The organism is Marinobacter halodurans (genome assembly GCF_004327985.1).
GTDB classification, from domain to species: domain Bacteria; phylum Pseudomonadota; class Gammaproteobacteria; order Pseudomonadales; family Oleiphilaceae; genus Marinobacter_A; species Marinobacter_A halodurans.
In genome coordinates this window covers 273423-287168 of the sequence record NZ_SJDL01000001.1, presented here as the reverse complement: position 1 = coordinate 287168, position 13746 = coordinate 273423, and the positions used below count along the sequence as shown (strand labels likewise).

Annotated in this window: 12 protein-coding genes; 4 read left to right on the top strand and 8 right to left on the bottom strand. The window is 62.2% G+C overall.

Features of this window, described 5'->3' with window-relative positions; translation table 11 throughout:
- The first annotated feature begins 105 nt into the window (after positions 1-105).
- Both EZI54_RS01285 and EZI54_RS01280 read left to right on the top strand, forming a co-directional pair.
- Positions 106-669: an outer membrane beta-barrel protein gene (locus tag EZI54_RS01285; RefSeq protein WP_341352836.1), complete on the top strand. Its 564-nt coding sequence runs from the start codon at positions 106-108 to the stop codon at positions 667-669.
- A gap of 485 nt (positions 670-1154) precedes the next feature.
- A complete protein-coding gene (locus tag EZI54_RS01280) occupies positions 1155-1601 on the top strand; it encodes a CAP domain-containing protein (RefSeq protein WP_242674306.1) in 447 nt (148 codons plus the stop codon).
- Positions 1602-1667: 66 nt separating this feature from the next.
- Here the strand turns inward: EZI54_RS01280 and EZI54_RS01275 are convergent, their stop codons facing one another.
- The 3 genes from EZI54_RS01275 to EZI54_RS01265 all read right to left on the bottom strand — a co-directional run bounded on the left by EZI54_RS01275 (position 1668) and on the right by EZI54_RS01265 (position 5009).
- Entirely contained in the window at positions 1668-2303 is a 636-nt protein-coding gene (locus EZI54_RS01275; protein ID WP_242674305.1) for a transglycosylase SLT domain-containing protein, read from the bottom strand.
- Between the two features lie 127 nt (positions 2304-2430).
- Positions 2431-3426: an aldo/keto reductase gene (locus EZI54_RS01270; protein WP_131478221.1), complete on the bottom strand. Its 996-nt coding sequence runs from the start codon at positions 3424-3426 to the stop codon at positions 2431-2433.
- 173 nt (positions 3427-3599) lie between these two features.
- Positions 3600-5009 (bottom strand): SPFH domain-containing protein, encoded by a 1410-nt coding sequence (locus EZI54_RS01265; protein WP_131478219.1) that lies wholly within the window; start codon positions 5007-5009, stop codon positions 3600-3602.
- Positions 5010-5281: 272 nt separating this feature from the next.
- Between EZI54_RS01265 and EZI54_RS01260 the strand changes: the two genes are divergently transcribed.
- Positions 5282-6763, top strand: a complete 1482-nt coding sequence (locus tag EZI54_RS01260) for a YjgN family protein (RefSeq protein ID WP_131478217.1) — start codon at positions 5282-5284, stop codon at positions 6761-6763.
- Positions 6732-7805, top strand: coding sequence for a M48 family metallopeptidase (locus EZI54_RS01255; protein WP_131478215.1), 1074 nt, complete (start codon positions 6732-6734; stop codon positions 7803-7805). Before EZI54_RS01260 ends, EZI54_RS01255 begins: the two co-directional genes overlap by 32 nt.
- Before the next feature lie 15 nt (positions 7806-7820).
- On the opposite strand, the gene EZI54_RS01250 is transcribed toward EZI54_RS01255, so the two are convergent.
- The 5 genes from EZI54_RS01250 to EZI54_RS01230 form a co-directional block, all read right to left on the bottom strand.
- Positions 7821-9101 carry an MgtC/SapB family protein gene (locus EZI54_RS01250; protein ID WP_131478213.1) on the bottom strand — a complete coding sequence of 427 codons (1281 nt, stop codon included), beginning with the start codon at positions 9099-9101 and terminating at the stop codon, positions 7821-7823.
- A gap of 195 nt (positions 9102-9296) precedes the next feature.
- The gene (locus EZI54_RS01245) at positions 9297-9650 is read right to left on the bottom strand and encodes an FHA domain-containing protein (protein WP_131478211.1); all 354 of its coding nucleotides are present in this window, start codon (positions 9648-9650) and stop codon (positions 9297-9299) included.
- Position 9651: 1 nt separating this feature from the next.
- A complete protein-coding gene (locus EZI54_RS01240) occupies positions 9652-10401 on the bottom strand; it encodes a PP2C family protein-serine/threonine phosphatase (RefSeq protein WP_131478209.1) in 750 nt (249 codons plus the stop codon).
- Entirely contained in the window at positions 10401-12026 is a 1626-nt protein-coding gene (locus tag EZI54_RS01235) for a serine/threonine-protein kinase (RefSeq protein WP_131478207.1), read from the bottom strand. The genes EZI54_RS01240 and EZI54_RS01235 overlap by 1 nt, the downstream gene beginning before the upstream one ends.
- A gap of 160 nt (positions 12027-12186) precedes the next feature.
- Positions 12187-13524 carry a substrate-binding domain-containing protein gene (locus EZI54_RS01230; protein ID WP_242674304.1) on the bottom strand — a complete coding sequence of 446 codons (1338 nt, stop codon included), beginning with the start codon at positions 13522-13524 and terminating at the stop codon, positions 12187-12189.
- Positions 13525-13746: the final 222 nt, after the last annotated feature.

Genomic DNA, 13746 nt, shown 5'->3' with positions numbered 1-13746 from the left:
GCCGCGCGAGGTTTCGTTAGGGTTTGAGGTGGTGATGCCCGGACATGAAATTCGGGCTTATTCAACGGAAGAACCTACGGGGACTCTATCGTTATGAATACCAGGATGAATCTAGCAACGGTCACGCTACTTTCCGCTGCAGTGTTTGCGGCACCGGCTGCCATGGCCCAGGACAAGCGTGACAGCTCAGGCTTGTACATCGGGGGTAGTTACGGCGGCTTCAAATCCCACGGTGGTGAATTCAAGGACGAGAACGACCTGTTCGCCGGCACCGTCGGGTATCAGTTCAACCGGTATTTCGCACTGGAAGGCGACTACCTGGATTTTGGCGAATTCGGTGAAGACGATGACGTCAACAGCGACCTCAAGGGCCTGGCGCTCTCCGCCAAGGGCCGGCTCCCCGTAACCGAGAGCTTTGGTGTCTATGGCAAGGCGGGCGCTTTTGTCTATTCCTATGATGTCGACGCTTTCGATGAGAGCGAAACCTACGATGAGGTGAGCCCGCTGGTTGGTGCCGGTGTGGATTTCCGTGTCACCGACAGCCTCACCGCCTACGCGGAGTACGACCGATACAACGTGGACATCGACGAGGACGACTTCAATGGCCAGGTCACCAACGATGGACCGTCATTCGATACAGCCCGGGTAGGGCTGAACTATATGTTCTGACAGTCCGATGCGGCGTCAGAAAAGGACAGGGAAGACGGACGAGTGTGATCGGGGGCAGGACGACCCTGACTCGTCCCTCGGAGAAGGCACTGGGTGGTTTTCATCCAGTGCCTTTTTTGGAGCTGTTCAGGGGCTCCCTTTGCGCCATATCGCAGACGGGTCGATGACGGCTGTCAATTGCTCAAAAGGTAAACAGCCCGTTGTTTTGAATCGCCGTTTAACTGGCCGGCAATGATTTGTAACATGTTGTAATTTGGGGGACTTTCACACGTGTATTCACACTGTGGGGCGGTATAGTGAGCATCTTCGTCATATAGGTGTCGGCTATGAAAATTTCACATTGTATTACGGTCTTTCTTTTGACCTCGGGGTCGTTGGCCGGGTGCGGGGGAGGAGGTTCCGGCAGTGGGGACCAGGACCGTGCCGTTTCGGACACCACGGAAACCGGCAGCAGTAAGGCAACCGTTGCATCGACCCAGGTGCAAATGTCTGCCGACTGCAAAGTGGATCAATACCAGGCCGACCTGATTGAGCTGATCAACATTGCCCGTTCTGAAGCCCGCATGTGCGGTGACGATCATTACGAAGCCACCACGCCGGTGACCTACAACTGCACACTTGAAGGGGCCGCCCGGGTGCACAGCGAGGATATGGAAACCCATAACTTCTTCAGCCATACCGGATCGGATGGCCTGACCGTGGGCAATCGGGTAACGGCGACCGGCTACCAGTGGTCCATCGTGGGCGAGAACATTGCGGCCGGGTTCGATACGCCGGCTTCCGTGACCGCCGGGTGGCTGGACAGTCCGGGGCATTGCCGCAACATCATGGACCCCCGTTTCGAGGAGTTTGCCGCCGTCCGGGTCGACAGCACCTCGGCCGCCAACGACTACAGTAACTACTGGACGTCCGTGTACGCCAGACCGCACTGATTCCTGATCGCACCCTGCGCCGACTTGCAAGACGGGATGGACCCCGTCAGCGACGCCTCTCTTTCCTCATTCACAGAACGGCCAGAACTGGTAGAAATGCCGGCAGCGCAGCTCGGCTTCGCACTGCTCCAACTGCGCGGCGTAGGTGGTGGCATGGGCGGTTACCCGGTCAGCCACGCGCTGAACCCACGGCCGCGACTTGTAGCTTTGCCGGGCAAATCCGGTTGGGCCCTCGTGGTAGGCAAGATACAGATCCCGGGTGTTATCGAGTGACAGTCCCAGCTGGCGGTGCGTCCGGGCGTTGTACCAGCCGATGAAATCCAGGGCGTGTTTCATCTGGGAGCGCTCGGCGAACACGCTGCCGGCGTCCTCCATGTACTCGCTCCAGGCCGGATCGAGTGCCTGCGCATAGCCGAAGGCGGAGGTGGGGCGTGACCAGGGAATGACGCCGAAAAGCCGGGTGCGCGGCGGCTGGATGTGGCTCTGGAAGGCCGACTCCTGGCGGACAAAGGCGATCTGGGTCGCAATCGGCGTGCCCCAGCGGGCCTGGGAGGCCGCGGCTTCGTCATACCAGTCCGGGTGTTCACTGAAGATATCGCAGATATTGTCCGGGTTGGTCGGCGGCGCCGGGACCAGCACCTGATAACCGCCGATCAGCCACGACAGGACGCCCACCGCAAGAAGCGGTATGGCAAACTCCACACTGAACAGAAGCAGGCGCTTGGCTCGGGCTCGAATCGTGAATCCCTACCGGTAGGAATGAGATAACTTAGCCGCATTATAACCCGCTCCCGGAGATGGGGAGCGGGTGTGACAGGACGGTAAGGGATCAGCTTTCCCGGCTGGGCGGGGCCATGAATTCCGGACCGACGGGATCGGTGATGTGTTCTGCGAGGATGCCGTCGATCGCTTTCATGTCCTCGTCCGAGAGCGACCAGCCTTCCACATTGCTGACCGGTTCCAGCTGTTCCGGCCGTCTGGCGCCCCAGAGTGCGGTGGTGACGCCGGGCTGGTCGATCAGCCAGCGCAGGGCCAGGGCCAGCACGTCCTTGCCGAAGTGGTCACGGGCATACTCGTCCAGCGCCTTCACCGCGTTGAGGTATTGCTGGAAGCGGTCACCCTGGAACTTGGGATCGTTCTTGCGCAGGTCATCGCCTTCGAACTCGGTCTGCGGATTCATCTTGCCGCTGAGCAGGCCCCGGCAGAGACCGCCGTAAGTGATGGTGGCAATGCCCTTGTCGCGGCAGTAGGGCAGGATGTCGGATTCGATGCCCCGCTCAAACAGGTTGTAGGGCGGCTGATCGCTGTGCAGGGGAGCGAATTCGCGGAACTGGTCCATTTGCTCGGGGGAAAAGTTACTGACGCCAATGGCGCGGATCTTGCCATCCCTGAGCAGCTTCTCCAGGGCGCGGGCGGTTTCCTCCATCGGGGTGAGCGGGTCGGGCCAATGGACCTGGTAGATGTCGATGTGATCGGTTTGCAGGCGTCGCAGCGAATCCTCGATTTCCTTCTCGATCCGTTGGGCGGAGGCTTCGCGCCAGACCTTGTCATGGTCGTCGGACCAGTTCAGGGCGACCTTGGTGGCCAGCGCCACCTTGTCACGGCGGCCACCGGCCAGCGCCTTGCCGACGATCTCCTCGGAGCGGCCGAAACCATAAACCGGGGCGGTATCGACCAGTTTGATGCCCTTGTCGATGGCCGCATGGATGGTGTCGATGGATTCGGCTTCATCCGTGCCGCCCCACATCCAGCCGCCGATGGCCCAGGTGCCCAGGCCAACCGGGGTGACTTCGATGTCGGTATTGCCAAATGTCCGGGTCTTCATGACGCCTCCTGTCATGTCGAAATATGAAGGCAGGACAGGCTGCGCCCTGCCGTCCGAAAACACTCATCTATAAGCCTTGGGACAATGTACGGTGAGATCAAGGTTCGGGATGTGACGATTCGGCAACAGGGGGTGGACTGGACCCGCAGCGGTCGCTGCGGGTCGGAGGGAGGTTATCGGGTGCGCTCGGCGGTTTGCAGGGACTGCTTCAGGTGGTCCATGGCGCCCAGGCTGGTGAAGACATCCAGGCTGTTGACCGGCGTTGCGCTGCCGTCGCCCACATAGTAGGCCGGCATCTGGATCTGGGTTTCTTTCAGGGCCGGATACATGACCCGGGCGATGTCACGCTGGATCTCGGCCATGTAGATATCGCGGGCGGACTGTTTGGCCATCAGGTTGGCCTTGGCCACTTCGGCTTCCGCCAGACCTTTCTCCCGGATGGCTTTGGCGGCATAGGTGGCCGCTTCGGCATTGGCTTTCTGGATATCGCGCTCGGCGGTGGCGACCTCAAGCTGGGTCTGTTTCTCGAGCAGGGCCACGGCCTGTTCCTTTTCCTTGCGAACCCGCTCCAGCTCGGCCTGCTGGCGCTCCATCTCCACCTCTTTCTGTTTGGAGATGACCGCCAGCTCCTTGGCACGCTGGGCATCCTGGATGGCACGGGCCTTCTCGATTTCCTTCTCCAACTGGGCCGTCTTGGCTTCCGCCCGGGCTGTTTCCTGGGCCTGGATGGCGGTAATGCGCTTGGCCACCAGGTCTTTCTTCTTTACCAGCAACTCGTCCAGGCGATGTTCCGGAATCGGGCGGCCAATGGTGACCTGACGGACCTGGATGCCATAGGATTCCAGCGGATTGGCAAGCCGCCGGGCCTGGCCGGCGGCGTCCTGCAGGATGATATTCTTCCAGACCAGTTGTACCTTGTGCTCGAGCTTGTCGCCGTCGTCGTTGGTTGACGACACCGCCGCCAGATCCGTCTGTTCCACTTCGACCTGGCGCCGCTCGGTCTGGTAAAGGCCGTTCTGGAGCTGATCTTCCAACTGGACCTTGAACTTGTTGAGGCCGCCCTGGAAGAACTCCTCACCGGTGTACTGCGTTGCCGTGACCACCGTGACGTTCTTGGCGTTCTTGATCAGCAGGGAGTCGATCAGGTTGTCGTAGCTGCGGAATTCCCGATGCATGGCGACGATGCGCTCCGGATCCGCCGACAGCTTGAAGCGGAAGGTGGCCGGGATGCTGGCGGTGTAGGTGTCCGCAAACTGGACTTCGACTTCATTGAGCTGGCGGGTCGCGCGGATGACCTCGCCGCTTTCCTGATTGCCGAAGTTGAGCGTCATGGCCTGGTTGTAAGTGTAGACGTTCGAGAAGAACGGTACCTTCAGGTGGACGCCGGGCTCGGTGAAAACGCGGATCGTCCCGAACAGTGTGTCCTGGACGACGTAGGTGTAGCCCAGTTCGGTGGTGAAGAACGATGAGAACCCCAGCATCAGGGCGATCACGGTGCCGGCAATGGCGGCGAAGTAGCGTTTGAGGTGTCGGGCCAGCGACTTGGAGAGGGCGTCAAACTGCGTTTTTACGGCTTGGTTCATTATTAACATCCTGTCATTCGATATTCCTGGGAGCGCGCGAAGATACACCGCTTTCCGGGAAAGCGCTACGCTTGATTACCGACGTTCGCGTGAGAAGGCTCGCAAAATGGTCAAAGATTTTAATAAATTTCACAGTTCAGTCGACGGAAAACCGGATGTAACCATGAAACTCTGGTAATGTTTTGGGAGGCAGCCGCTGTGCCTGCAGGGAAGCGGATCATCCGGCGCGCTCAGGCGCGTTTTTCAGGGACCAGAAGTAGGGTGGGTGAAGTATGAGCACCGAGCGTTATCGTATCCAGTTCGATGGTGGCATCGTGGACGGGTTTTCCGCCGAGGCGGTGAAGGCCAACGTCCAGGCATTATTCAACGTATCCTCCGAACGGGCTTCCCGCCTGTTCGACGGCACATCCCGCAACCTCAAGAAAGACCTGTCGCTCGATCAGGCCAATCGCTATCGTGATCGCCTGCTGAAAGCCGGTGCGGCCGTGGCGATCCAGCCAATGGACATGGTGCCGCCCGCATTTCCTGGCGAATCCGCCGGCGCGCCGGAGCCGGACAAACCCCAATACGCCACCTCACTCAGTGAGTTGGCGGTGGAGCCGGTGGACGGCGAAGAGGGCATGGCTGTGAACAGCGCCGCGCCGGCCGCAGCCGTGGCGGCGGGTGAGGGGCAGGGCGAACCGGCATCGACGGGGCCGGCCCGTTTCGAGGCCAGGCCGGTCGGGTCAACGCCGATCCAGCGTCCGGTCCGCAAGACCATCGACCCGGAGGATTTCCGGGATGCCGAATTCCGGTTCACCGGCCGCGGCGGCGAGTACTTCGGCATCTGGATCGTCAATATCCTGCTGACCATCGTCACCTTCGGCATCTATTCCGCCTGGGCAACGGTGCGCAACAACCAGTATTTCTATGCCAATACCCAACTGGAAGGTGCCAGCTTCCAGTACCTGGCCGACCCGGTCACGATTCTCAAGGGTCGGCTGACCGCCTTCTTTGCCTTCATCCTGTACGCCCTGGTGGTCAACCTGGTGCCGGGAGCGGCGATTATCCTGGGTATTGGCTTTATGTTCGCCATCCCCTGGATCGTGATCCGGTCGTTGCGCTTCCGGGCCATCAACAGCGCCTACCGCAACGTGCGTTTCGATTTTGAAGCCAGTTATGCCGACGCCCTGATGGTGATGGTCGCCTGGCCCTTCCTGAACCTGCTGGCCCTGTTCTTGCTTACGCCATTCAGCGTCCTCAAGACGCATCGCTTTATGGGGAATGGCTTCCGGTACGGCACGACCCGCTTTCGTTTCGACAGCACCAACAGCGAGTACTATGCCTTCTTCGGAAAAGGCCTGCTGATGGCCATTGGCTTTGCGGTTGGCGGGATCATTGCCTTCACCCTGATCAGTCCGAAGCTGGCTGTCCTGGTGTTCATGGCCGGCTATCTCTCGGTGTTCGGCTACTTCATGGCGGGATTGACCAATATTTTCGTCAATAACCTCACGTTGCGCGATCACAGCCTGCATTCGCACCTCTCGCCCAAGCAGATGCTGTGGATCTACCTCTCCAACAGCGCCTTGGTCGTCTTGACGCTGGGCCTGTTCACGCCGTGGGCCAAGGTGCGCATGGCCCGTTATCGGGCGGCCTGCACCGAGATGACCATAGCCGGTGACCTGGATGGCTTCGTGGCTGCGGAGAATCGCCGTACGAGCGCCCTGGGCCAGGAGCTGGGCGATGCCTTCGACGTCGGCGTCGCCGCCTTCTGACATGGAACTGACCGGGGATTTCTACAGTGGCGCCACCTCTCGGCGGCGCCCGTCCCGATTGTGGCTGGACGATGAGGGCCAACTGATCCTGGAGGCGGACGACGAGCGCCACCTGTTGGAATGGCACGCCATCCGGGTTTCGCCGCGGGTCGGCAACACGCCCCGTTATCTCCACTTGCTGGACGACGGCGTGTTCGAAACCCGGGACAACGATGGTGTCGATGCGCTGACCCGGCGCTTCCGGACCGGTCGTCTGTCACGGTGGGTCCATCGGCTGGAAAACCACCTGGGGCTGATCCTGATCGCCGCGGTCGTGGCGGCCCTGATGACCCTGGGCAGCTTCCTCTATGGATTGCCCTGGACGTCGAAAGTGGTGGCCGGCATGATGCCGGCGTCGGTTGTGGACAGCCTCAGCCAGACCACCCTGAACACGCTGGATTCCACGGTGATGCAGCCCAGTACGTTGTCTGCGGATCGGCAGGCCGAGCTGCGTTCGACCTTCGCACCTTACCTGGAGACCATTCCGGGGCAGGACGTGCATGTGGTGTTCCGGCACAGCGATCAGGTGGGCGCCAACGCCATGGCCCTGCCGGACGGCACCATCGTCTTTACCGACGCCATGGTGCATCTGGCAGAGGACGATCAGGAGCTGGTGGCGGTCCTGTCCCACGAACTGGGGCATGTGGCCCACAACCACGGCATGCAGGGCGTGGTCCATTCGTCACTGACCGCCTGGTTGCTGGTGATGATGACCGGCGACCTGACGGCCTTCGCCGACACCACGGTGACCGGACCGGCGGTGCTGCTCAACCTGGCCTATTCCAGGGATATGGAGCGGGATGCCGACCAGTACGCGCTGGATCTGATGCAGCAGCGGCGGGTGGATCCCGGCCACTTCATCGCCATCATGCAGCGGCTTGAAGGCGGGGAGGGCAGCAGCGAAGACAAGGCCGCCGACTGGCAAACCACCATCAACGGCCTGATGTCGTCCCATCCCCTGACGGAGGAGCGGATCGCCCGCTTCCGTATGGACGGCAACTGATCGCGCGAGGGGCTTTCAGACCAGCCAGCCGGCCGCCAGGCCGGTGGCCAGCGAGACCAGCATCGGACCCAGCACGCTCAGGCCAAGTTGGCGCGTACCCATGCCCAGGGCCATGCCGGCCTTGACCAGGTTGTTTACCGAGGCGGCCAGGATAATGCCGATCACCGCGGTGCCGGGGTCGATGGCGTCCCGGGCCAGTCGGGTCAGGGAGAGGGTAATGGCGTCCACATCCGCAATGCCCGACGCCGCGGCCAGCACGTACACACCGGCATCCCCCAGCCATTCCTGCAGCCACTTGCCCAGCAACAGGATCACCGTCAGCAGCCCCCCAAAGAACACGGCCGATCCCAGTTCCAGCGGATTCTGGTTGAGCACCGGCTGGCGCACGGTCTGGTGGGTGCGATAGCGGCGCCAGAGCACCAGGGCCGGCAGGTAGAGCGTGAGCGCCATGATGGCAACGGGAATGACCAGGCGATCGAACAGGTCGATATTGATCGCGGCGCAATAGACCAGGATGCGCGGAAACATGGTGCCGCAGGCGATCAGGATGCCTGCGGCCAGCAGGTGGTCGATATCCTGCACGCGTCGGGACTGCCGCGCGAAATGCAGGGTCAGGGCGGTGGATGAGCTCAGTCCGGCAAACAGGCTGGTGAACAGCAGGCCTTTTTCGGTGCCCCCCACGCGCACGGCAAAATAGCCGATGAAGGAAATCGCGGCAATCAGCACCACCATCCACCAGATCGCATAGGGGTTCAGCACGCCACCCGGTCCCATGGGCTGGTTGGGCAGTAGGGGCAGCATCACCACCGAAATCAGCAGGAGTTTGAGCGCCGCGTCCAGCTCATGGGCCTGCAGGCGGTTCACCATGCCGTGGATGGCCTGCTTGTTGTCGAGGATCAGCGCCGTCACGACGGCGGCCGCGACCGCCAGGGTCCGATCCACGGCTACGGCCACGGCACCGAGGCAGAAGGTCAGCAGTACGCCGACCAGGCCGGTGATACTGTAGTCGCGTACGTCGGCCATGCGGGCCCGGTAGGCCACGATGTTGACGGCGACCACACCGATCAGCAGGGCCGGGAAGACCCAGGGCGTCACCGTTTGCGACAGCAGCGCTCCCAGGCCGCCAAGCAGGCCGACCAGGGCGTGGGTACGGATCCCGGCAATGCGCTCGCCGGCCTTCTTCTCCCGGGCCTCCCAGCCGCGCTCGAGTCCGATCAGACTGCCCAGCAACACGGCGACGGCGAGGCTGATTACGATGTGGTTGTTGCTGAGGAAGGTTTCGGTCAACGCATTCAAGGGCCGAATCGTCCATGCGGAATGTGTAGGGATGTTGGAAGTATACGCATAGGCCCGGGGCGTGATGGCGACGCAGGTCAATAAAGATCCGGGCGCTGTTGCGGATCGGCGCGGCGGTCAGGAACGTTGGCCCTGCGGAAGGGAGCCGCCCGGTGATCGGCCTCAGGCCGTGGCCCGGGGCAAGCCGGTCCTGGCTTATTCTTCGAGGATAAAGGCTGTCTTTTCGAGGGTGTTCTCTTCCTCGTCCACAAAACGGAACAGGTTCCAGCCGATACGCACCACGTCGTTGTGATTGAGGCGCTGGCGGCCATCGATGCGGATGTCATTGACGAAGGTGCCGTTGGTGCTGTCGTTGTCGGTGATGTAGTAGTCGGTCGTTCCTTCCAGGTAGGCGTTCGGCTCTACGTCGATAAACGCATGGCGCGCGCTGACGGAGATCTCGTCGATCTGGATGGTGTTGTCCGGGTGGCGGCCAATGCGGACGCGCGGCCCGTCCAGCTCGAACGTCGTGACCACGAGGTTATCGACAAGGTGGGAAAGCGCTGCCATGTCATGACTCCTTGAGAATGAGTACGACGGACACATTGTCCGCCGCCTGGTTTTCGAGACTGATGTGGACCAGGGCGTCGGCCTGCTGGCGCAACGGGGTCTGTGGTTGCATCAGGTGGGGCCAGTCCGCCTCGGGGACGGCCTCGGTCAGGCCGTCGGAACAGAGCAGCAGGCGGTCGCCAGGCGCCATCTGAAGACGGCAGAAGGTGGGCTCTGCGGTCTCGCTGGAACCCAGCGCCTGGGTCAGAACGTTGCGGAACGGCATGCGGGGCGCTTCCGAAGCGTCGATGCTGCCGTCGTCGATCATGTTCTGGACGACGGTGTCGTCCCGGGTTTTCAGGGTCAGCCGGGTGCCGTCCAGGTGGTAGCAGCGGGAATCCCCGATGTGTGCGACCAGGGCGTCGCTGCCCTGTATCCAGGCCAGGACGACGGTCGTGCCCATATTGCCCAGTACCGGATCCTCTTCCCGCAGGGCCTGGATCTGCTCGTTGGCGTCGCGCACGGCATTGCGGATGGCGTCGACCCGGCTGTCATCGTCCATGGGCGGCTGGTTGACCAGCGGCGCCAGTGCCTGGGTGATGACGTTGACGGCCACCTGGCTGGCGATTTCGCCCCCCTTGTAGCCGCCCATGCCATCCGCCACGATCCCCAGGGCACGGGTACCGTCCGGGCAGGTGTGCCAGGCAATGGCGTCCTGGTTGCTGACCCGGCGGGTGCCGATGTCGGTGAGTCCGGTGGCGATGAGCGTCATTAGGTAGCCTCCTTGCTGCCTTCGCGCGCAGCGGCCCGGCGCAGGGCGTCCGCCATGGCGCCAGCGCTGGCGAAACGCTTGGCCGGATCCCGCTGGATGGCTTTGTTGATGAGTCGGACCACGCCATCCGGCAGGTCCGGGTTGACTTCCCGAACGCTGCGAGGACGCTTGTTCAGGATCTGGTAGGTCAGGTTGGCCAGGGTGTCCGCGTTGAACGGCGTGGCACCCGAGACCAGCTTGTAGAGGGTCACGCCGAGGCTGTAGGTGTCGGAGCGTCCGGTGACCCGTTGCCCCTTGAGCTGTTCCGGTGACATGTACAGCGGACTGCCCATGACGTTGCCCGTGCGCGTGCGGGAGTCGTCGGCGATTTTGGCGATACCGAAGTCGGTGATTTTCACGTCCCCGCTCCTGGCGTCGTAGATGATGTTGCCCGGCTTGATGTCACGATGGACGATTTTCTGGCCGTGTGCATAGTCCAGCGCCTCCGCGACCCGTGCCAGCACCTCCAGCACCACCGGCAGCTTGAGCAGCCGGTCAGGCTTGCCCCAGGCGCTGAGTGGGCGGCCTTCGGCGTAGTCCATGGCGATGAAAGCCAGGTCCGCTTCCTCACCTACATCATAGACCGTCACGATCGCCGGATGGTTCAACCGACCGGCGGCTTCCGCTTCGCGGAAGAAGCGGCTCTTCAGTTCGTTGAGTTCGGTGCCTTCGAATTGCGCGTAGCTGAAGGTCTTGATGGCCACCCGGCGGGCGATCTTCGGATCCTGGCCCAGGTAAACCACGCCCATGGCGCCACGGCCCAGTTCACGCTCGATTTCGTACCGCCCCAATGTGGGCTTGCTGACCGATGTGTCCGGCAGTACCAGCGTGCTGGTGGCATCGTAGGTGACCGGCTGTGGGCCGGTGCCGGCGGCACTGAACTTTTCCAACGCCTGCAGTCGCTTGCCGACATCCTTGAAGCCCTTGCGCTGGCCCAGGATCTGGCGATAGGTGTCGGCCGCCGCATCGTATTGGCGTTTGCGCTCCTGCTGGATGGCGATGTCGTATTGCAGGTCGAGGCTGGCCTGGCACGGCGGGCAGTCCGCCAGTGCCGCCAGGGCATCATCCGGCTGGCCCTGTTGCAGCAGGACACGCCCCAACTGGCAGCGGGCGTGACGGATGTTGCGACGCAGGCTGCGGATCTCGCGGAAGGGCTGCATCCAGAACAGCATGATGACAAACCCCGGAACCAGGACGGTCAGCACCGTACCCATGGGGATCCAGGTCTGGCGGTAAAGCAGCAGGACGGCCTGGGCGACTACCAGACCGGTCAGCGTCAGCGCCACGATAAGGGTAGACAGGCCGGTGCCGAGGGCCGGCATGCCGACAATCAGTAATAGCACCGCGCCGACCGCGAGGCCACGAATCAGGTGGATGCTCCAGTCCGGCTGATGCAGATCCTGGCTGGCGAGATACGACTGGAAGCCATGGCCGGGCAGCGGTACGGTTTCCGCGCCGGCATGGTCGGGTACATCGCGTAGGGTGAGGAAGGTGGCGTGGTCCAGGTGGTCGATCAGGGGGAGTCGGTCACTGGCGAACACGGCAACCAGCGCCAGGGCGACGACCACCAGACGCAGGCTGAACATATGGGATAGCAGGAAGCGAATGACGGCCACTCCGTAAAAAGGTGTAAAACGCCTTTACGGAGTGTAGGAAGTGTAACTTTCCGGGAATATTGGAATTTTTTGGTTTTTTGTAAGTAAATGTTTTGGCGGGCGCGCGAGGACGCGAAACCCGCCGTCCCGTTCAGTCTTCCCGCCGATACCAGACTTCCACCCGCCCGTTCCGGCTCGCGCCTTCTGCACCGCCGCTGCCGGCAACCGGGGCATAGTGACCGTAGCCGGTATAGGCCGACATGTTGATGCCCTGTTCCTGGCGCAGGGCTTTCTTAACCGACAGGGCGCGTAGTTCGGAGATCATCTGCGCCCGCAGTTCGTTGGCCTGTTTATCGGCGTAGCCAATCAGCATCAGGTCGCTGCCGTTGGCCTGATGGGCGTCCAGGAAACGTTTGAGCCGGGCCAGGTCACGATGGGCCTTGTTGTCCAGGTGGGTGCGGCCTTCGGCGAAGCGGAAGTTGACGCTCAGACGCTGGAAGTCATGGGTGAGGGCGCGTAGCGAGGCAGGAATGCTGTCGCCGCGGTCATCCTCCACCGCCTGGATGTTCTGCGAGATGTAGCCGGTCTGCTGGACGATATCCTGGCCCCTGGGGCCCTGCACGAATTCCAGGAAGTCCCGCGTGATGGGGCTGTCATCGGCCCCCAGCGAATACAGGAACAGGCGCCGGGAGAGGGGGTAGTCCTCGGTGGCGACATTGAGCCGGGTCGGTAACAGGGCCGCCGAGTCGCCATCGGCAATGGCCAGGACCTTGCTGTCGCGCACCGAGGCCAGCCCGGTGAAGCCGATGCCGGCCGGGTCCCGGCTGACGTCGTCGGACAGCTGGTCGTTGGATTCGTAGCGTTTCGCCTGGGCGGTCAGGTTGTACTGCTTACCCAGGACCAGGTGATGGAACGTGTCCCAGGTGCCCGATCGCTCGTCCCGGGCATAGACGTGGATGGTCTGGTCAGGCCCGCCGACCTGTTTCCAGTTGCTGATCTGACCGGCGAAGATCTTCGCCAGGGTCTCTTTCTGGAGTTGGCTGACGGGATTGGACGGATGGACCAGGATCGCCAGCCCATCGATCGCGATGATGTGCTCGCTGGCCCGGTCTCGAAGTTGGGTGCGACTGGCCAGCAACTGCACCTCGCTGTCCCTGGCCGGGCGCGAGGCGGCGGCGATCTGGGCGCTGCCTTCCAGTAAACCCTTGAAGCCGGTGGAGGACCCATGGGCTTCGACCCGCGCCTCGAAGGGCTGGCCGTGCAACTGTCCGGTCACGCGCTGCTCGTTCTCGATCGGTGTCGACTTGATGGCGACACCGCTGGCGCCGGCCTGGTTCAGGTACCCGGCGATCAGCGCCGGTGCAAGCCGGGCGCCAATCGTGTTGGATCCGTGGATCTCCAGATCATTGGCGCTGGCCAGGGAGCTGGTGATGGCGAGCAGGGTGGCGCTGGCCAACAGGGCCAGCCGGCTGACGAATGCTATCGGCACGATACTGTCTCCGTTTTCGGTGAAAACCGGAAGGTATGACAGATATGTGACATTTCGATGACAAAACCGGTAACTGTTTGTGATTCAGGCCTTTAATCATCATCGCGCCGGGCCATCCAGGCATTGGCTGGCTCCGGGCCAGCGCTCACCGCAGCCTCCTGTCACAGAAATTTAAGAGAACGGGTGTAAGCCTTTGAATACGGGTCTGTCGTTCATTGCGGG